The sequence below is a fragment of the Leptolyngbya sp. FACHB-711 genome, assembly GCF_014695615.1.
Classification (GTDB): Bacteria; Cyanobacteriota; Cyanobacteriia; order Elainellales; family Elainellaceae; genus Leptolyngbya_A.
The window spans coordinates 1-19,796 of the sequence record NZ_JACJOR010000208.1 but is presented as its reverse complement, the minus strand read 5'-3'; the positions used below and the strand labels follow the sequence as shown (position 1 = coordinate 19,796).

The window sequence follows — 19,796 nt, the reverse complement described above, 5'->3', positions numbered from 1 at the left end:
TGAGAACGCCGAACCAGCCGATGTAGAGGCGGTTGTCGGTGGAGGTGATCCAGGTGCAGAACTGCTCCCACAGGTTCGCGGAGTCGCGACGCTGTAAGGTAGTCGTCATATTTTCGATGAGTGCTATTGTTTATTCGCAATGAAGCAAGTTGAATTGCCTCTAATCAAATATTAAGGAAAATATTTCAATTTGTAAAGCGAGCGGTGAATTTTTCTCATCCCACTCCTAAAACCGACCTAGAGTATGACGCTGGCTCAACCGGGGGGCCAACCCAATGGACGACCCCCAAGCAGGTGCAGATGCAGATGGTAAACGGTTTGTCCGCCATCCTCTCCTGTATTAATCACCACGCGATAGCCGTTCGTTAACCCCATCTGGTCAGCGACTCGCTTTACCGTCAGCAGCAAATGACCCATTAGTGCGTGGTTTTGAGATTCTGCATCCGATAGTTTTGCGATCGGCTCCTTAGGAATTACCAGAACATGAACGGGGGCTTGAGGATTAACGTCTTTGAAAGCAAGGCAAAGATTATCTTCATAGACAATCTCCGCAGGGATTTCGCGACGAATAATCTTGCTAAAAATCGTGTCAGAAGTTTCCGTCATAGGGCTTTACAAAATTAAATCTCACATCATGGGATTTGCTGTCATTCTAAGGGGTAAGAGCAGTTTGCGGCATTGCTTTGACGCGATTACTTGAAGGGAAAGTGCTTTGCAACGGCTACTGCTCTTAAATCGTCTAAATGTTCGATGAGTGCTTGAAGCTTCCTGACTGTAAGGTTTGGGAGCTTTTTTATCAGGTTTAAACCGTTTAGTTTTAAAGGCGATCGCTCAAGGATGCTGTTAACAGCAATGGACTTTGAGAGGAAAGGCAAGCAAGCTGTATGGCGGCAGGCACAATAGCCATAGCGACAGCATTACTGAGGGCTCAGGGACTTGTATCCAGTCGTTCAGGCACTCGCCGTCCTTTGTGCAGGGCAACGCTCATCTCAACAAGTTACTCGAAGCTTGACGATCGCATTTCAATCCTCTTTGAGCCTATCCATAGTGAAATGGGCTTGCTGTTCTTCTATGATTAGGAGTTGAACGGATCAGGAGTTGAACGGTTTTTTGACACGTTGTGATAGTGCTTTTACAACTTTGTTAAACCGATCGATGTTCAAGTCATCGAATGCTCCTCCATAAACACAAGCTTGCATCGTTTGCCGCCATGAGTAACGTGCTTAGATCATCTGCTCAGATTAATTGTCAAGCAGTCTTTTACTATTTTCTCGAAGCCAGGTATTGATGTTTTGTAGCATGGGGGAAATTGCAAGCTCAAAGTCTCCCTCAAGCATTTCCTTCCCTCAAACATTTCCTTAAGGTCAAGGATGAGAAGAACATCTGTGGCCCGGCTCATCAGTCATTGCTCTTGCTGCACTGGTGCAATCTTTCGGATTTTGGGCATTCTACCTGAAATATTTTATTTCTCTAGGGTGGGAAACGGTTTTGCGTCTCCTGAGAAGTTGCGCTTGACAACCGCCACCGGAGCAGTCGCGGAAAAACATTATGCTGGCTAGAGTCTGGAGTGCATCGCTGGTTGGGATCGACGCAGTGAAGGTGGGCGTTGAGGTGGATGTGGCAGGGGGGCTGCCCGGAATCGTGGTGGTGGGACTGCCGGATACTGCCGTTCAGGAAAGCCGGGAACGGGTCAAAGCTGCTTTGAAAAATGCGGGCTATACCGTTCCCATGCGAAAGATTGTAATCAACCTGACTCCTGCCGATTTGCGAAAGGAAGGTCCGAGTTTCGACTTGCCGATCAGTGTGGGCATTTTAGCGGCTTCAGAGCAGGTGAGCCCGGCAATTTTGTCTGACCATCTGTTTCTGGGGGAAGTGTCGCTGGATGGGTCACTGCGTCCGATCGCAGGAGTCTTGGCGATCGCAGCAACAGCTCAGCAGGTAGGCATGAAAGGGCTAATTGTTCCGGCAGACAATGCTCGCGAAGCAGCGGTGGTGCAAGGCATCTCAGTTTATGGATTTCAGCACATTTCGGAAGTTGCGGATTTTCTGAATCAACCCGATCGTTATCAGCCGCTCAAACTCGATGGTCAGGCAGAGCTCGTTCGATCGCGTTCTCAGAGTCTCGACCTGAAAGATGTCAAAGGGCAAACCCAAGCGCGCCGGGCATTAGAAATCGCTGCCGCAGGAGGGCACAACCTGATTTTCGTAGGTCCACCCGGAAGTGGAAAGACGATGCTGGCGCGAAGATTGCCGGGAATTCTGCCACCCCTTACTTTTGGCGAGGCATTAGAGGTCACACAAATTCACTCAGTCGCTGGACTGCTGAAAGACAGAGGCAGCCTGATGGGCGAGCGTCCGTTTCGCAGCCCGCATCACTCGGCATCGGGTCCATCGCTGGTCGGCGGCGGCAGCTATCCGCGTCCGGGGGAGATTTCGCTGGCGCATCGAGGAATTCTGTTCCTGGACGAGCTAACAGAGTTTAAGCGGGATGTGCTGGAATTTTTGCGACAGCCGCTCGAAGACGGTCATGTCACGATTTCGCGGACGCGGCAGTCAGTTTCGTTTCCTGCAAAATTTACGCTGGTTGCCAGCACAAATCCCTGTCCCTGCGGTTACTTTGGCGATACGATCCAGCCCTGCACCTGTAGCCCGCGTCATCGGGAGCAGTATTGGGCAAAGCTGTCGGGTCCGCTAATGGATCGAATTGATTTGCAGGTGATGGTCAGCCGCCTTAAGCCGGAGGAGATTACCCAGCAGACGATCGGCGAAGATTCAGTCACGGTACAGGCACGAGTTCAGGCAGCGCGCGATCGAACCCTGCATCGCTTTAAGGAAGAAACATTGCGATCGAATGCAGAAATGCAGAGCCGTCATCTGCGGCAGTGGTGCCAACTAGACGACACAACACGCAATTTACTAGAGAGCGCAATTCGCAAACTAGGACTATCTGCCAGAGCCACCGATCGCATTTTGAAAGTGTCTCGCACGATCGCTGACCTTGCCAATGAAGAGAGTTTGCAGACACATCATGTCGCAGAGGCGATTCAGTATCGGACGATCGATCGAATGCAATAGCCAACCTGAGGAATGAGCTACGATTCGGTTACAGATTGATAGCACCAGCTCAGCAACATTGCCCCGATCGCGAGTTTGCAAACTTCCAGCAGCCAGTAAACGCCCTGCATCTGCACCATTGCGCCAGAGAAAGCCGGAGTCGATTCAAACCAGTTGAGCTGAAGTCCCAGAGCACTCATTTCTGGGGTAAGCCCGTAGGTGTAGCAGCAGACGATCGCCAGCAGAGCTAGAGCTGCCGGAATTGCCCAGCGGTGTTGAAAATGGGTGGAAATTGTGCGAAGCACCAGCATTCCGGTTAGCACCAGTGCAGCCATGAATAGCTCCAGGTGATTAAATACCCAGAAAATCGAATAGCCCGCAGCCGCAAAGCCGGGCTCGGTCAGCATTCCTGCCATCGACAGCATGGGCATAATCACCAGATCAAGCAGCAGACTAGCACTGAGCCAGAAGGCGAGTACAGCCAAAACCATTGTGCGCCAGCGGGGACGCAGAGCTTCCGAATGAACGATCGCTGACATATTTTTAATGAATGAAGCGTGTTATAAATTCCTTCTCTGAGCTTAGCGAATCTGGCTCTGCAGTAGCGTAAACGATTATTGCGCGGGTGTTAAGGGTTGTGGCGAACTGAGCGTTTGGCTGGCAGCAGATTCGTCCGCAGGATAATAGGTAAACGTGAAATTGACTCGCAACTGCGATTCAGTCGTCTGAGTCGGAAAGGGGGCAAAGGGCGCAGCCACCCGCACTGCCTGAAGCGCAACCGTATCTGCGGATGGGTCGCCGGAAGACTCCACCAGACGCAGATTGATTAAGCGACCCTGGCGATCGATCTCAAACTGCACCTTTGCCTGACGCAGTGCTGAAACCGTAATTCTTTGCCAGTTCTGGTCAATTTGGCGATTGAGCGTCGAGACATACGCACCCCACAGCTCATCGCCAGCAGCATCAAGGCTAGCGGGCCCAGGGGCTGTGCGATCGGGGTTGATTTGCCCGTCGAGCCCCTGCCCAGACTGAGGATTGATTGGCGGGGCTGCCCCCCCCACTGGAGCCGCAGGACGGGGAACCATTGCGGTCTGGGGAACGGCAGGTTGGGCAGAACGGGGGACGGCAGGCGATCGAGTCGTTCTCTGAATTTCAGATGGCTCTGAAGTTGCAGGGCTGGGACGGGGAGATGGAGGAACGGAGGACGGGGCAGGATTGGCAGCAGCAGGCTGAGGCGCAGACTGAGGCACAGATTGAGACACAGACTGAGGCGGATTAGGGGTACTGGGTCGATCGGGAATCGGTTGGGGGGCTGTGCTCTGGCTCGTCTTTCCGGCACTAGGTGGCAAAGCTTCATTTCTTGAGCCGCCTGCATTGGAATTAATTTGTGCGCGACGCGAGGATTCGGTTTCTTTGGACGGGTTGATCGCCGGATCAAGGTAAACAAATTCAACGCCGATCGGGTCTTTTTGAGCCTGCCGATTTTCGCGCTGCTCTAGCGACCATCCGACAAACAGTAGCGCATGGGCGACGATCGCGACTCCGAGACAAAGGGTGAGGCGTTTTTTCTGCCGGGTGTGGTGTTGCGATCGGGCGAGTTGGGAGAGGGACATGGGAAGAGGGGTGGGGGAAGGGGAAAGGGGGAATCTGCTTGGCGTGACGACCCTGAGTGAAGACCGTTTGCATTATGATCAGATTTGTAATGCTTCGATGTCTCTCTTGATTAACTGCTCATGGATATTTTGACTTTAGGATGGGTTTCTCTGCTGTCCGTATTCACATTTTCGATCGCGCTCGTTGTTTGGGCACGAAACGGACTCTAATTCTGGAGGCATCCCGATTGAGTGATGCGGGTGTGTTGATGAAATTTATTCGGGCGGAGCGGCTATGAGTGAATCCTCTCCTCTGCTTACCGTTTTGGCGTTTGCAACTTTGGGACTTTTAATCGCGGTGACCGGTGGTGTTGCGTATCTGACCACAATCGAGTGGCGCGATCGACGCAGCAGAGAAAAAGAAAAGCGGGGAAAATAACTTTCTCCGCTCTGAATCAAAATAAAGGGCAGCGCGTCGACTCGACCTGCTGCTTTTTTGTGAGTTGCGATCATGAACTGTGTTGAGCAGTATTCATGAAATTTCGTGAAACCTTGTTTTTAAGGCAGTTTGGAGTAAAAACAGCGTGACTAAGGAGCAAGCTCAGTGCTGATTTCATTGACGGGTCGCCGTCTCAGCTCTGTTGACTCCGATCGCGGCAGCAGGTTAAACACTTCACGCAACACATCATCAATCCGCTCCAGGGAAATCGAGCCTTTTTCGTTCAGCACAATTTTGTTGGATTGATCGAATATTACGGTTTGAGGCACATAGCCTTTGTAATAGTAGCCAGGTTCATCCGAGCGATAGCGGTCTTTGAGCGGCAGCGGGTCTACGCTTAGCGCAATCATGTTCATTGCCCACCCATACAGCCCATCGATCCGAGAAACGACGAGCGCGTATTCTTTGCAGTCCAGGCTGTCGTCTGTATAAAGCATCAGCAGCGTTGGCTTTTCATTTTTGAATGCTTCTGCCAGCGTGATGTTGGGCGGAACGAGGGAGCCGTTGCCCGCATAGAGAGGGAAGATGTTGCCGTCGAAGCGATCGTCGGTCAGGAGTGCGGATGCAGGCGCAGTATGGGCACAAAAAATAACCAGCCCCAGCAGAAGGCTCAAACATAGACGAGCGATAGATCGACGGGTCAGAGAGGGTTGCCAGAATTGAAAACGCATGAACAAATCACCCGAATGGTGAATGATGGGCAATGTAGCTTGAGAGGATGTTTGAAAGTTGTCATCCGAACCGCCCGTCTAGCCCTCTTCTGAGGGGAAACCTCGCTCTTCTTCTGAATCTCAAAGTCCCCACATTAGAGAAGTTAGGGGGCGATGTAGAATACCAAATCCTGTTCAAACAACCTCGAATCAGCCACTCTCCTGATTGTAAAGCGTCAGGTGATTGTAAAGCGTCAGGGCATCGGGCATCCGACAAGGTGAGGTTCGGCAATTTGTCAGTTAGAGATTCAGTTAGAGATACTGCTATTTTCGAGGGGGGCGATCGTCTTGCATCACATTGCCAATGCCTTCGACGATGCCGCGACCGATTAAGCCAATCCCCCGCCCGATCACGTTGGTCAAGACATAGATTAAACCATTGCCGACAAACGCAACCACATTTTGCAGGCGCGGGGCAACGGCATCGCGGGTTTCGAGGGCGAGGGTGACGACAAAGGGAATGCCGCTAAGCTGCACGAGTTCGGGGTTGCGCGGTGCGTAGATTGGCACTTGCTTGATGCTGCGTCCGGTAAAGACAAACAGGCGATACTGGCTTTCAAAGATATCCTTTGGCTCACTGTAGAGTCGCTGAAGCCGATATCGCCAGGATAGATCGTTGCGAAACCGCTCGACTTCGCGGGTGGACAGCAGGCGGCGATCGTAAAAGTTTTGCTTGATTGCTTCCACATTGGCAAAACGATTCAGCAGGGGCTGAATTACGGCATTTGCGACTTGAATCATCAAGTTCTCCAGCAGAATTTCGGTTCGCGCCAGGGATTCGGGGTTGCCTGCCAGGTAGGGTGTACTGCCCACCAGGAGCGGCGTTTGAAACAGCAGATGAGACAGCAGCTCAACCACGCCCGGAACTTTGTTGAGAATGGCAGCCTGCACCGTTTCTTCGTCTTGCAGCAGCACATTGACCAGATCAAACTCGATGCCGTCTACCATCAGCGTGGCATAGCGTCCAAAAAAATCCGAGGTAGTGTTTTGCCACAAATCCCGCAGGAGGGACGATCGCTTCTGATCCAGCAGATCCGGCGATACCTGGGAATAGCGCAGCTCCGACAGCAAATCTTCCAGCTTTCTTAGAATCAGGTAGAACAGTTCGCGCTTTTTGTCTTCTCGCAGAATGTCCGTTTCCAGCGGAACGTCGGTCTGATTGACCAAACTGGTTTGCAGCTTTGAAAAAACCGCATCAAAGACGATCGACTGCACGGTGCGGGAATCCGCAGGGACGATTGCCCCAGCAGCAGCAGGGCTTTGAATCGCAGTGGTTGTCGCTCCAGGCAGCGCGAGAGAACGGCTTGCAGGGTTCGGGACATCCGCAGCGGAGCCAGCTGAGGAAGGGACTCCCTGGGCAGTACTGGGCAGGCGATCCTGCAATTCATCAGCCCCTGGAACAGGCGGCAGCAGGCGATTGAGTACCCAACGGGCAGCTCGTAGCTCACGCGATTGCCCCGCCAGAACTGCCCGATCGATCGCTGATAAATCTAAATCTTGCAGGGAAGCGCTGATTTCAGCGAGGGCACGATCGATTTGACGGTTGCCAGAGCTTCGCCAGCGTTGCAGCAGCCGAGTCACGGCAGAAGAAGGCGCGGTTCGAGGATTGGGTAAGGTTTGGGGCGATTGCTTCGCAGTTCTCCGAAGGGGTAATTGTTGCTCCAGTCTTTGATCAAATAGGCTTTCTGTTGCGTTTGCCGCCTCGACCGTTTCAGAAAAACTGCCTCGCCCGGCTGCTTGCCGAATCGCTGTTACCAAGACAGGCACATCAGCAGTTTTGGCACAGTAGCCGCTTGCCCCTGCCTGTTGCGCTGCCGCTCGGACGATCGGTTCGGAATTGGCACTGAGCAGCAGCACGGGCAAATCGGGATACAGAGCTTTGATTTGCTGACAGAGGGCTAGTCCCTGAATTTGGGTGGGGTCTGTACGTCCTAGGCCGACATCGAGCAACACCAAATCAATTCCTGCGGTCAGGTTGGGATTGGCATCGATCGGAGCATCAGCAGGACGCTCGGGCACCGAATCAACCACCACCGCAATATCCGTCACGCTAAAGCGATCGGCAAGCGTAGCGCTAAAGCGATCGGCAAGCAGTTGCAGAGCAGTTTCACCGTCTGAAGCTTCGGTCACCAGTTCCAAATCGCGAAACGGCGCGAGTGCCAGCCGAAGTCCCAGCCGAAACACGGGGTCGGCATCAATCAGCAGCAGCCGCAGCAAACGGCTTGGCAAAGCATCGCGCATGAAGGCACAACGTCACACAAGAATTATGGGACACACCATACCAGAACTAGGGTGCGAGATATAGTCTAGGGGTGAGTAATTCTAATCATGACTAGCCCTAGTTGTTGTAGCGATTGTCGTAGTAGCCGTCAAACGGAGGCTCTTCGGAGGATGGCTCTGCCTGAGGGGCGGGGGCTGGTTCGATCGCCTCTGGCGGGGGTGGCGGGCCGGGCTCGGTTTCAACAACCACTGGCGAGGATTCTGGAGCGGGCACAGTTTCGATCGCCGAGGGCAGTCCTCCGGTTGCCGGATCAGTAGAATTTGAAAATGGTTCCGGCGAGGGACTCCACTGGCTGTCCGGTGCAGGACTGTATTCGGAATCGTCGGGCAATGGCTCACTGTAATCGTCAGAAACATCAGGCTGGGGGTTCCAAAGCCGATCGCGTTCTGACTGCCAGCCTCCGATCGCACTTTGCGCCTCGCCGTATAGGGCACGTCCAGGGTCGATCTGGCTTGCCACGCTGATTGCAGTGGACAGGTCGCCATTTGCTGCCAGCGATCGCGCTCGATCGAGAATGGGACGATCGGCGGCAATTTGCGCTCGAACGATGAGTTCGGTGTTCCAGCGATCGACCAGGGATTGTGCCTCACGATAAAGTACTCGTCCGGGAGCCACCTTCTTCACCACGGTAATTGCGGTGTCGAGGTCGCCATTTTCCGCCAGTAGCCACGCCTGGTCGAGCAGCGGCTGATCTTCGATCCGTTCGATCTGATCCTGCCAGGAGGCAATCAGGGTTTGCGCCTGGAGCCGTAGTGAGCGTCTGGGCTGGACTCGTCGGGCTTGCTCAATTGCATTTTTTAGCGATCGGCTATCTCCCGGTTTTGCCAGTGCCAGGGCGCGCTCGAGAATTGGCTGGTCTTCGATCCGCTCTGATTCTTTCTGCCAGTGAGAAACCAGCGTTTGTGCCAGGAGACGGCGCGGATTTTTGGGGGGAATCTGACTTGCCTGAGCGATCGCCCACTGCAAACTATTGTGCTGTCCCACTTCTGCCGTCATGTAGGCGAATTGAAGCTGAGTCAAATCCTGAAGCTGTGCCTGCCAGTTTTTCTGGAGGCTTTGGGCCTGGGCATAAAACGGACTGCCAGAGGGAATTTGCTTGAGTGCGCCGATCGCTTCCATCAAGCGATAGAGCTGCTCTAGCGACGGCATCCATTTCGAGGTTGCCCCGCCGATCGCAAGCTGATATGCCTGCGCGAATCGGACGAGATCCTGCACTTCTGGCAGTTTGACGGTTGCGGGAACCGAGCGAAGCAGATCGACTGCTGCCTGCGGGTTGCCCTGCTGCCATTTCTGGTTTGCCAGCGTCAGCAGCTTTTGGCTCCACTGTTTCAGCAAAGGACTGGCTTCTTCAGCCGCATAGGTTCCGCCCGAAATTTGGGAAGCGGTGGCGATCGCTACTCCAAGTTGAAGCGAATCGGGATTGGCAGCCAGTCTGCGTGCCTGGGAAAGCGTTTGGCGTGCCTGTTTTTCTGCTCCAAGCTGTTGACTCAGAGCCGTTGAGCCTTTCTCAAGCTGCCAGTAGGTTTGCTCAAAATCAGACAGAGCGAGAATCTGTTCGGCAACAATATCCCATTGCTGCTGCTTGAGCGCGGTTTGGGCTTTGGCATACATCACGGCTGCCTGCTGCGCGTATTTTTGCCAGATCGCCACCGATTTTTGTGCCTCTGCGTAAACAGGCGTCGTTTTCGGAATTTTCTGAACGGCAGCCAGTGCGCCTTTGAGATCATTTTGCTTGACCTTGGCGCGGGCGATTTCGAGAAGCTGCCCAGACCACGTGGCAATTAAATCCTGGGCTTGTCCGTGAAGCGGATGATCAGAAGACCATTGATTCAGCGTCTCGATTCCTGCGACCAAATCTTTTAATTCGCCCGATCGCGCTGCTTCTTGAGCACAGTAAAGCCGCTCCATATCTGTACTCTGGTCAGACATCTGCTTGCATTCAACAGGCGGCGGCAGCATCACCAGCCAGATAAACGCCGAAGTTCCCATGCCGCAAAAGATCGCCAGCACAACCAGCCAGGTCAACGACCATCGCCAGCCCGGAACAGAACCAGCTCTTGCGGTCGAGCCTTCCATCGGTGAGCTGTCCGGCTCTGCAACTCCCTCAGCCGGAGACAAATCTGCCGGAGTATTCTGTCGCGCTGCAAAGAAGCTTCGCAGAACAGGCGGTGTTCTTTTTTTCTCCAAACGATCCCAAAACGGATTTTTCACCATATCGCCTTCATACACCCCTTCAGAGCATCTGTCAGGTTAATTTTTGAACAGCGACACCAACTGAAGAAAACGAATTTGTTTTGAATCAAGCGTGACTCTAACCGTAGCAAAGGTACAGCTATCAAAACCTTTTATTGAATCTGTCTACCGAATAGTAAACCGATCGCCCCTCGATCGCTAACCTATCTTTTGACAGAGGAAGGGCGAAGAGCTGCCTAAAACAAATCATCCGCTTCGTCTGCATCGCTGCTAAACGCATCACCATCTCGCTGCTTCAGCCATTGCCCGATCGCCCCCTGCGCTTCGAGATACAAATCCCGACCCGGCTGGATTTCAGCTGCGGTTGCAATTGCTCCGGTCAAATCCCCTTTCGCTGCAAACGCTTTTGCCCGATTCAGGATTATACGATCGGCTGCCATTTCTGCGCTGCGAATCGCCATCTTCCAGGTTTCGATCGCCTGTTGCACCTGGGGATACAGGGCACGGCTGCTGCCAATCTTCCCAACAAGGGCAATGGCTTCGGTGTATTGTTCCCGCTTTGCCAGAGTTTGCGCCTCGTTCCAAATCGGCTGATCTTCAAGCAGTTGGATCTGCTGCTGCCATTGAGACGTTAGACGCTGAGTTTCGCTCCAGGTTGCCCGATCGGACGGAATTTGTCGCAGGTGAGCGATCGCCTGTTGCAAGTCGGGAATCGTGTTTCGGGCGGCGACCGTCTCTGCTGCATTCAGAATGGGCTGATCTTCGATAATTTGAATTTGCTTTTGCCACTGAGCGATCAAATTTTGCCCCTCGTTCGTCATCGAACTTCGACCAACGATCGGTTTCGTTTGCTCGATCGCCCAATTCAACGTCGATTGCTGCCCTAGCTGTGCTCCCAAGGTTGCCCACTGAAGCTGAACACCGTCTTGAAACTGTTTTTCCCAGGTTTGCTGCCTTGCCTGCGCCTGCGGATAGAGCGGACTCGAAGTAGAAATTTGACTCATTGCCGAGATGCCTTCGATCAGGCTCCAGATCTGCTGCCAGGAGGAATCTTCATTGACCTGAGCTACCTGCTTCTCCGCATGGCTGAACTTGACTAAATCCTGCACTTCGGACGGCAGCGGCACATTCAAGGGAACCTGCTGAACGGCAACGATCGCCCCATTCAGATCGCCCTGCTGCCACTGACGCATTGCCAGATCAAGCAGCGATCGCCCCCATTGTTCAAGATCTGCCTGCGCTGCTTGCCAGGCATAGGTTTGGGGCACAATGTCTTTCACCAGCCCGATCGCCCCTGCTAAATCCGAAATCGATCGGCTTTGCGCCACTTTTCGCGCTTTGTTGAGTGCCTGCCAGCCCTGCTTTTCTGCCTGAATTTGCTGCGCCAAACGATCGGCTTGAGTCACCCGCCAGTAGTCTTGCTGAAGCTCATTCAGCGTCGCAATCCAATCAGATGCCTCTGTCCAATTTTTTGCCTGCATTGCGGCTTGAGCGGCGGCATAAATCTGCTCTCCCTTTTGCCACTGCTGTTCCCAGTGGGCGATCGTTTCCTGCGCTTCGGGATACACCGCGCTCGATGCTGGAATCTGGTTTGCCGTATCAATCGCACCCTTCAAGTCGTTTTGCGCCATTTGATCGCGAGCCGCAATCAGCACCAGTGTTGACCAATCCGAAATCGATCGCTGCACCTCATCGTACAAAGGTTCCTGCTCTGACCAGCCGTTGATTAGTGCCATTGCCGCCAGGAGATCTGGAAGCTGACCCGATCGCGCCTTTTCCTGAGCGCAGTACAGCCGCAGGTTTCCGGGCGAAGTCCGGGCTATGGAACGGCATTCGGGCAAGGGAGGCAGACTTGCCATCCAGGCAAAAGCAACAATGCCCAAGCCACCGAACGCGCCCAGTGCCCAGAGCCAGACGATCGACCACTCCCACGGTTTCGGCTGGGTCTTCAGGAAAGCGGGCATCGGGGGCAGGGGAATCGCAGGCAATTTGACCGCAGGAACGGTGAGTTTTGGTTGGGGCAGTCGTTTGAGCTGGGCTGCTGCTGGGTTGAGTAAGCCTGTTTTGAGATTGAATTTGAGATTGAACTTTGGCTTGGGCTTTGATTTTGATTGCCGCTTCCCGACTTTCCCCACCGTTGACTTTGCGGGTGGCGGCTGAACCGCTTCTGAAGGCTGTAGGGGGTGATTCGGCTCAGGGAGGGGCTGCGCCTGCTGCACTGGAGGCAGTTCGACCGATCGCCTGCCCTGGCCAGACCCATCCAACCGAGGTTTTAGAATGGGGGGCAAATTGAACTGAGACTGGGAAACATTCCTCACACCGACACTCCGCCTGAACGCACCATGAACTGATCGAACTCAATCGACATTTGCGATCGGTCTGGATGATCAGCTTACTCACAGATCACAAAATTGGATCACAGTTCAGGCAGAAATTGTGCAACTTTTTATGATTTTGACCCTACCAGTGCCGCAGTAATCGCATCTACCACTCTAGATACGGACACGATCTCCATTCCAGGGATCGAGATACCGTGGCTCGACGGAATAATCGCCCGCTTAAAGCCCAGCTTTGCCGCTTCCTTCAAACGCGGTTCCATCTGGGAGACAGGACGAATCTGTCCGCCTAATCCGACTTCCCCAATCACCACCGTTTCCGGGTCAACCACTCGATCGCGGAAGCTGGCCGCAATCGCCACTGCTACGCCCAGATCGGCAGCGGGTTCCGCCACGTTCAGCCCCCCCGATGACGCAACGTACGCATCCAGCTTCGACAAGGGAATACCAACGCGCTTTTCCAGCACCGCCAGAATTTGCAGCAAACGGTTGTATTCCAGCCCCGTCGTCGATCGCCTCGGTGAGGTATAGCTTGTCGGGCTGACCAACGCCTGAAGCTCCACCACGAGCGGACGGGTTCCTTCGCAAGCCACGATCGTCGCCGTGCCCGGAGACTGCTCATCCCGGTTGCCCAAAAACAGCTCCGACGGATTGCGGACTTCTTCTAAGCCACGGTCTGCCATTTCAAACACGCCCAGTTCATGGGTCGCGCCAAAGCGGTTTTTTACCGATCGCAAGAGACGATGGCTGGCAAATCGATCGCCTTCAAAGTACAGCACTGTATCCACCAGGTGTTCCAGCACTTTCGGTCCGGCGATCGCGCCTTCTTTCGTGACGTGCCCGACAATGAACAGCGTAATGTGGTCGCGCTTGGCAACCTGCATCAGTGCCGAGGTACACTCCCGCACCTGAGACACCGAGCCCGGAGCGGATGCAATTTCCGTATCGTAGATTGCCTGGATACTGTCGATAATGGCAACCTGAGGACGGAGCGATTCCAGTTCACGCACGATCGATTGCATATCGATCTCGGGCAGCAGGTAAAGGTCGGCATCCTCAGACCGGGGCGAATCATCCACCAGCAGCTTTGGATGAATGGGTTGGGCATCTTCGGCGAGTTCAGCCAGCCCAATTCCCAATCGCTGCGATCGAAGTTTCACCTGCTGCCCAGATTCCTCCGCACAGACGTAGAGGGTTCGATGCCGTTGAGCAAGCTGATTTGCAACTTGTAATAGCAGGGTTGATTTCCCGATGCCAGGGTCGCCACCAATCAAAACCAGCGAACCGGGGACAATGCCACCGCCCAACACGCGATCGAGTTCCCCATAGCCCGAGGAAATACGCGATCGGGGATGGTCATGAATTTGGGCAAAAGTCAGCGAGGCAACGGCTTGAGGAGCATCTGTTTTCGATCGGCTACCATTGCGGGCAGCAACTGCGGTAGCGCGTCGGTTAATCGCGGCAGGCGCGGCAACCACCTGTTCAACTAGGGTGTCCCACTCGCCGCAGTTCGGACATCTGCCAAAATGTTGCAGCGATTCTCCACCGCAGGCATTACAGACATAGAGCTTTTTGGGTTTAGGCATTCTTGGAGAGAAAATAATTTGAGAGTGCTTAAAGAATCTTCAGAAGCGAAATGACTCTTAAGAAAGAGTGAAATGTTAGAACAATGGGAGATGAAGGTCTCTCTGTTGAATTAAGTGAGCTAATATCTTAATGATAAAGTGACAAAAATTTATTGATAAAAACACGCTTCAAGGAGTGTTAAGTCAGTTGGAAAGCCATAAAGAAAAAATCCTGGTGGTCGATGATGAAGCCAGTATCCGCCGCATTCTCGAAACTCGCCTTTCGATGATTGGCTACGATGTCGTCACGGCAGCCGACGGTGAAGAAGCCCTCGAAACATTTCGCAATGCAGACCCCGATCTGGTCGTGCTAGATGTGATGATGCCCAAGCTCGACGGCTATGGCGTTTGTCAGGAGCTTCGCAAAGAGTCTGACGTGCCGATTATTATGTTGACTGCGCTAGGAGACGTTGCCGATCGCATCACAGGCTTAGAGCTTGGCGCAGATGATTATGTCGTAAAACCTTTCTCCCCCAAAGAACTGGAAGCCCGAATTCGATCGGTGCTGCGTCGCGTTGAAAAAACGGGCACGTCCGGCATTCCCAGCTCTGGTGTCATTCAAATCAACAACATTCGCATCGATACCAATAAACGCCAGGTCTACAAAGGCGATGAGCGCATTCGGCTCACGGGTATGGAATTTAGCCTGCTCGAACTGCTGGTGGGGCGATCAGGTGAGCCATTTTCTCGCGCTGAAATCTTGCAGGAAGTCTGGGGTTATACGCCAGAGCGTCACGTCGATACGCGAGTGGTGGATGTGCATATCTCCCGCCTGCGCGCCAAGCTCGAAGATGACCCCAGCAACCCGGAGCTAATTCTGACCGCTCGCGGCACGGGCTATCTGTTTCAGCGGATTGTACCACCCGGAGAAACGGAGTAATCCGCAGTGTGCAGCTCCAATTTTTTGGTAGGATGAGCCTCTTGCCCGTCCGGGTTCGGGCACCGGTAAGATAGTGACTCCAGAAGGTAAACCCAGAAGGCACGCTTATAAAACACAAGAGTTTCGCTCATCCAACAGTACAGAGCATGAAAATTTGAGCTTCTCTCCGTGAGATCTCTGCTAAATCTCTGCGTTAAGGAGTAGATTTCATCTGATAAAATTTGTGAGGTTTCTATCACTTTGATCAATGGGATCGACTCAGGCACGGATCGCAGTGGACGCGATGGGAGGGGATTTTGCCCCAGGCGAAATCGTAGCGGGCGCATTACGAGCACAGGCAGAGCTAGGGGTAGAAGTCCTTTTGGTGGGCGACCCTGAGCAAATCAAAGCTGTGATGAAGCAGCACAACACTTCGCTTCAGCTGGAGATTGTTCCGGCTGAGGGCATCATCGAGATGCATGAGGAGCCGTTGAGCGGTCTGCGACGCAAGCCCAAAGCATCTATCAACGTTGCAATGGATTTGGTAAAGCAGGGACGGGCCGATGCGGTCGTTTCGGCAGGTCATTCGGGGGCGGCAATGGCAGCAGCTCTGCTGCGCCTGGGTCGAATCAGGGGCATCGATCGCCCCGCCATTGGAACTGTCCTACCCACAATGGATGCGAATAAATCGGTGCTGATTCTGGATGTGGGCGCAAACGTAGATTGCCGTCCGAAGTTTCTGGAGCAGTTTGCGGTGATGGGAAATGTCTATTCTCAGTACGTACTGGGTGTGGATGCGCCGAAGGTCGGCCTACTCAACATCGGCGAAGAGTCTTCCAAGGGCAATGAACTGGCCCTCCGCACCTACGAATTATTAGAAAAGAATTCCAGCCTCTCGTTTGTGGGCAATGCTGAAGGGCGCGATGTGCTTTCCGGTCGGTTTGATGTGATTGTCTGCGATGGCTTTGTCGGCAACGTGCTGCTGAAATTTGCCGAGGCGGTTGGAGAAGTGCTGCTGCAAATTCTACGGGAAGAACTGCCGCGCGGTTGGCGGGGGCGTTTGGGCGCGATGCTGCTGAAGCCCAACCTGCGCCGGATCAAGCAAAGAGTTGACCACGCAGAACACGGTGGCGGGCTGCTGCTGGGCGTGGATGGCATCTGCATTATCAGTCATGGCAGCTCTCAGGCTCCGTCAGTTTTTAATGCGATCCGGCTGGCAAAAGAAGCGGTGGATCATGATGTCCTCGATCGCATCCGATCGCAGTATCAAAAAATCCAGGCAACTGCCACCAACGAGGAATAATGTCAAATCAATCAGGAATCGGGGTTGCCTTCACCGGAAGCGGCTCGGCTGCACCGGAGGCAGTTCTAGATAACGAGAACATGAGCCGGGTCGTTGAAACCTCGGACGAGTGGATTGCCAGCCGCACCGGAATTCATCAGCGGCATCTGGCAGCTCCGGGGGAATCGCTCAAGCAGTTCGCAGCGCAGGCAGCTCAAAATGCCCTCAACATGGCAGGCATCTCCGCCGCCGATGTGGATCTGATCATCCTGGCAACTTCCACAGCAGACGATCTGTTTGGCAGTGCCAGTCAAATTCAGATGGCGATCGGTGCCCATCGAGCCGCAGCTTTTGACCTGACCGCAGCCTGTTCCGGTTTCGTTTTCGGCATGGTGACTGCTGCCCAGTATATTCGCACTGGGGCTTATCAAACCGTGCTGCTGATCGGGGCAGATGTCTTATCGCGCTGGGTAGACTGGGGCGATCGTCGCACCTGCGTTTTGTTTGGAGACGGGGCAGGCGCAGTCGTGATGCAGGCTTCGAGCGTGGGCGATCGACTCCTGGGATTTGAGCTTCGCAGCGACGGCAGCCTGAGCAACTATCTGACGTTGGCCCATGAGGGACAGCCAAGAGAATTAGTTGATGATGTGGCGATCGGACAGGGTAGTTATCAACCCATTCAAATGAACGGACAGGAAGTCTATCGCTTTGCGGTGCGAAAAGTGCCGGAAGTGATCGAGAAAGCCTTATTTCGGGCAAACCTGACCGTGGAGCAAATCGACTGGCTGCTGCTGCATCAGGCAAACCAGCGCATTCTTGATGCTGTAGCGGAGCGGCTCGCGCTGCCCAAAGAAAAGGTAATCAGCAACATGGCGCGATACGGCAATACCTCAGCGGCATCGATACCGATCGCCCTGGATGAAGCGGTGCGGGCAGAACATTTGAAACCCGGAGACGTAATTGCCTCTGCCGGATTTGGGGCAGGTATGTCCTGGGGCGCAGCTATTTTTCAGTGGGGCAAATAGCGACTGTTGTATCACCGCCCTGAAATTTAAGTCGAACTAATCAACCCGATCGATCAATTCACTCAATTCACTAAAAATTTAGATCAAGAATTCGGACAAATTGCAATGAAAACAGCATGGGTGTTTCCGGGACAAGGTTCCCAGGCTAGCGGCATGGGCAGCGATCTGCTCGAAATCGAGTCTGCGAAAGCGCGGTTTGTTCAGGCAGAGAAAATTCTTGGCTGGTCTGTGCCCGAAATTTGCCAGAGCGCAGAAGATAAGCTCTCCAAAACGCTGTACACCCAGCCTTGCCTGTATGTGATTGAGGCAGTTCTCACCGATTTGATGCGCGATCGGGGACTCACCCCAGATGTTGTTGCCGGACATAGCCTGGGTGAATACAGCGCACTCTATGCCGCAGGCGTGTTTGATTTTGAGTCAGGACTGCGATTAGTAAAGCGGCGATCGGAGCTAATGGAACAGGCTTCTGGTGGTCTGATGGCAGCTTTGATCGGGTTCGATCGCGCTCAGCTTGAAGCACAGCTTGCTCAAACGCCTAGCGTCGTCCTTGCCAACGACAACAGCGATGCCCAGGTCGTCATCTCCGGCACTCCCGAAGCAGTTGAGACAATCATGGCAAACGTGAAGTCCAAGAAAGCAGTGAAGCTGAACGTCAGCGGGGCATTTCATTCGCCGCAAATGAGCGACGCGGCAACAGAATTTAATCAGGTGTTAGAGACGATCGCCTTTCAATCCGCTCAGGTTCCCGTGCTGTCGAACGTTGACCCCACCCCTGCCACCGATGCTGCGCTGCTGAGGGATCGGCTAATGCGGCAGATGACTGGCTCAGTGCGCTGGCGCGAAATTTCCCTGGCGTTTACAGACCTGGAAATTAATCAGGCGATCGAAGTGGGTCCAGGCAAAGTGCTGACCGGACTGCTAAAGCGTGCCTGTCCTGGAATGGAACTAGCCAATGTGAGCAGTCTTGCCGAGATCCCAGCTCAAGCCTTTTGAGGAATACAAATCCAGCATTGTTAGGATGGGTTAGGCAAAGCCGTAACGCATCAATCTTGGAAGCTTAAAGCCCCATGCCTTATGCTTTGCTAAAGTATCCTACGCGATAATCAATTTGCCATTTTGAGCAGAATCTATGCGTCAGCGTGAACCCCGAATCAGCCTTGCGCTCTACCACCTATTCAAATGGTCAGTGGTGGCTCCGATGCTGCACGGCTACTTTAGAGGGCGAATTCATGGCGCAGAAAACGTGCCTAAAGCAGGACCGCTGCTGGTGGTTGCGAATCACGCTAGCGATTTCGACCCGCCAATCGTCTCTTGCTGTGTACGTCGTCCGGTATCTTACATGGCAAAGGAAGAGTTGTTCAATGTTCCTGTGCTGAGTCAGGCAATCCGGCTTTATGGGGCGTATCCGGTCAAGCGGGGTTCAGCCGATCGCAGCGCAATTCGAGCCGCTTTGGCACAGTTAGAGCAAGGTTGGGCAGTGGGCGTATTTTTGGAAGGGACACGCACCCCAGATGCCCGGATTCATTCTCCGAAACTGGGAGCCGCAATGCTGGCCGCTAAAACACAGGTTCCGCTGCTGCCCATCAGCCTTTGGGGAACTGAGAAGATTCTTCACAAAGGGGATAAGCGACCTCGGCGTGTGCCCATTACCGTGCGAATTGGGGAGCCAATTTTGCCTCCGATGTCTAACAAGCGAGAAGAGCTAGAAGCCGTGACGCAGCATTGTGTCGATCGCATTCATGCCCTGCATACCCTGGGACGATAACGGGGTCAAACTGCCGCTTGTTAGAATTGTGAAATGCCGATTATCCCTTTGGATTATGGACTTAAGAGCTGATTTAGAAAAAATGGTGGACGAGGCAGAGTGGGACTGGCTGATTCCCCATGCTCAGCGCGATGCCGTCGTTCTGGTCGATCCGGCTCTGGATTTAGTCGATGTGGGCATTGCGATCGCGAATGATCAGGTGGCGATCGTGCAGGAGTGGATCGTGGCTCAAAAAATTCAAAAACCCTCTCAGCAGCAGCTTTCTGACTGGGGACAGGAGCGATCGCGCCGCTTTAATGCGCTGATTGTGCAGCCTTATGTGCTGATTCAAAGTCGATAAGCAAACTTTGCATAAGCCTTGAGAAAATAGCCTTCCTGCCAGAGTCAGAGCGGAATTCTTTGAATTTGTACCGCTTTGCGTCATGCTAGATCGCGTTTGTCCTGCAAATGAAATGCAGGTCGAAGCACAAAAGACATGAGCAGAGGAGGCGTTTGATATGACGGCAGGAGTTGATCCGGTCAAGGTGATGAAGCAGGAAGTGGGCAGATTAGCCGCTAGCCGGGTGCAGTCAGGG

The 19,796-nt window shown here is 53.6% G+C and carries 17 protein-coding genes and 1 pseudogene; 9 read left to right on the top strand and 9 right to left on the bottom strand.

Going from position 1 to position 19,796, the window contains the following annotated elements:
* A pseudogene (locus H6F80_RS07895) lies at positions 1-109 on the bottom strand (photosystem II q(b) protein); the annotation flags it as partial.
* A 146-nt stretch (positions 110-255) separates the two neighbouring features.
* Positions 256-606 carry a histidine triad nucleotide-binding protein gene (locus H6F80_RS07890; RefSeq protein WP_190791031.1) on the bottom strand — a complete coding sequence of 117 codons (351 nt, stop codon included), beginning with the start codon at positions 604-606 and terminating at the stop codon, positions 256-258.
* A gap of 942 nt (positions 607-1,548) precedes the next feature.
* Between H6F80_RS07890 and H6F80_RS07885 the strand changes: the two genes are divergently transcribed.
* Entirely contained in the window at positions 1,549-3,075 is a 1,527-nt protein-coding gene (locus tag H6F80_RS07885; protein ID WP_190791030.1) for a YifB family Mg chelatase-like AAA ATPase, read from the top strand.
* Between the two features lie 17 nt (positions 3,076-3,092).
* Here the strand turns inward: H6F80_RS07885 and H6F80_RS07880 are convergent, their stop codons facing one another.
* The gene (locus tag H6F80_RS07880) at positions 3,093-3,593 is read right to left on the bottom strand and encodes a hypothetical protein (protein WP_190791029.1); all 501 of its coding nucleotides are present in this window, start codon (positions 3,591-3,593) and stop codon (positions 3,093-3,095) included.
* 75 nt (positions 3,594-3,668) lie between these two features.
* Positions 3,669-4,667, bottom strand: coding sequence for a cell envelope integrity protein TolA (tolA, locus tag H6F80_RS07875; protein WP_190791028.1), 999 nt, complete (start codon positions 4,665-4,667; stop codon positions 3,669-3,671).
* 120 nt (positions 4,668-4,787) lie between these two features.
* Here tolA and petN point away from each other — a divergent pair, with 120 nt between their 5' ends.
* Both petN and H6F80_RS07865 read left to right on the top strand, forming a co-directional pair.
* Positions 4,788-4,877 carry a cytochrome b6-f complex subunit PetN gene (gene petN / locus H6F80_RS30325; protein ID WP_088890440.1) on the top strand — a complete coding sequence of 30 codons (90 nt, stop codon included), beginning with the start codon at positions 4,788-4,790 and terminating at the stop codon, positions 4,875-4,877.
* A gap of 64 nt (positions 4,878-4,941) precedes the next feature.
* Positions 4,942-5,085 (top strand): hypothetical protein, encoded by a 144-nt coding sequence (locus H6F80_RS07865; protein ID WP_190791027.1) that lies wholly within the window; start codon positions 4,942-4,944, stop codon positions 5,083-5,085.
* Between the two features lie 149 nt (positions 5,086-5,234).
* Here H6F80_RS07865 and H6F80_RS07860 read toward each other — a convergent pair whose 3' ends face one another.
* The 5 genes from H6F80_RS07860 to radA all read right to left on the bottom strand — a co-directional run bounded on the left by H6F80_RS07860 (position 5,235) and on the right by radA (position 14,251).
* Entirely contained in the window at positions 5,235-5,816 is a 582-nt protein-coding gene (locus H6F80_RS07860) for a thylakoid membrane photosystem I accumulation factor (RefSeq protein WP_190791026.1), read from the bottom strand.
* Positions 5,817-6,119: 303 nt separating this feature from the next.
* Positions 6,120-8,096 carry a DUF3685 domain-containing protein gene (locus H6F80_RS07855; protein WP_199296440.1) on the bottom strand — a complete coding sequence of 659 codons (1,977 nt, stop codon included), beginning with the start codon at positions 8,094-8,096 and terminating at the stop codon, positions 6,120-6,122.
* A 97-nt stretch (positions 8,097-8,193) separates the two neighbouring features.
* A complete protein-coding gene (locus H6F80_RS07850; protein WP_190791025.1) occupies positions 8,194-10,350 on the bottom strand; it encodes a hypothetical protein in 2,157 nt (718 codons plus the stop codon).
* 215 nt (positions 10,351-10,565) lie between these two features.
* Positions 10,566-12,647, bottom strand: a complete 2,082-nt coding sequence (locus H6F80_RS07845; RefSeq protein WP_190791024.1) for a hypothetical protein — start codon at positions 12,645-12,647, stop codon at positions 10,566-10,568.
* A 128-nt stretch (positions 12,648-12,775) separates the two neighbouring features.
* Complete coding sequence (gene radA, locus H6F80_RS07840; RefSeq protein ID WP_190791023.1) at positions 12,776-14,251, bottom strand: DNA repair protein RadA; 1,476 nt, start codon at positions 14,249-14,251, stop codon at positions 12,776-12,778.
* A gap of 187 nt (positions 14,252-14,438) precedes the next feature.
* Between radA and rpaB the strand changes: the two genes are divergently transcribed.
* The 6 genes from rpaB to H6F80_RS07810 all read left to right on the top strand — a co-directional run bounded on the left by rpaB (position 14,439) and on the right by H6F80_RS07810 (position 19,561).
* The gene (gene rpaB / locus H6F80_RS07835) at positions 14,439-15,170 is read left to right on the top strand and encodes a response regulator transcription factor RpaB (RefSeq protein WP_199296439.1); all 732 of its coding nucleotides are present in this window, start codon (positions 14,439-14,441) and stop codon (positions 15,168-15,170) included.
* A 247-nt stretch (positions 15,171-15,417) separates the two neighbouring features.
* Positions 15,418-16,452 (top strand): phosphate acyltransferase PlsX, encoded by a 1,035-nt coding sequence (gene plsX / locus H6F80_RS07830; protein ID WP_190791021.1) that lies wholly within the window; start codon positions 15,418-15,420, stop codon positions 16,450-16,452.
* Complete coding sequence (locus H6F80_RS07825) at positions 16,452-17,456, top strand: beta-ketoacyl-ACP synthase 3 (RefSeq protein WP_190791020.1); 1,005 nt, start codon at positions 16,452-16,454, stop codon at positions 17,454-17,456. The genes plsX and H6F80_RS07825 overlap by 1 nt, the downstream gene beginning before the upstream one ends.
* Before the next feature lie 105 nt (positions 17,457-17,561).
* Complete coding sequence (fabD, locus tag H6F80_RS07820; RefSeq protein ID WP_190791019.1) at positions 17,562-18,449, top strand: ACP S-malonyltransferase; 888 nt, start codon at positions 17,562-17,564, stop codon at positions 18,447-18,449.
* 136 nt (positions 18,450-18,585) lie between these two features.
* The gene (locus tag H6F80_RS07815) at positions 18,586-19,221 is read left to right on the top strand and encodes a lysophospholipid acyltransferase family protein (RefSeq protein ID WP_190791018.1); all 636 of its coding nucleotides are present in this window, start codon (positions 18,586-18,588) and stop codon (positions 19,219-19,221) included.
* Positions 19,196-19,561 carry a DUF2288 domain-containing protein gene (locus tag H6F80_RS07810; RefSeq protein ID WP_242067226.1) on the top strand — a complete coding sequence of 122 codons (366 nt, stop codon included), beginning with the start codon at positions 19,196-19,198 and terminating at the stop codon, positions 19,559-19,561. Before H6F80_RS07815 ends, H6F80_RS07810 begins: the two co-directional genes overlap by 26 nt.
* Positions 19,562-19,796 lie beyond the last annotated feature (235 nt).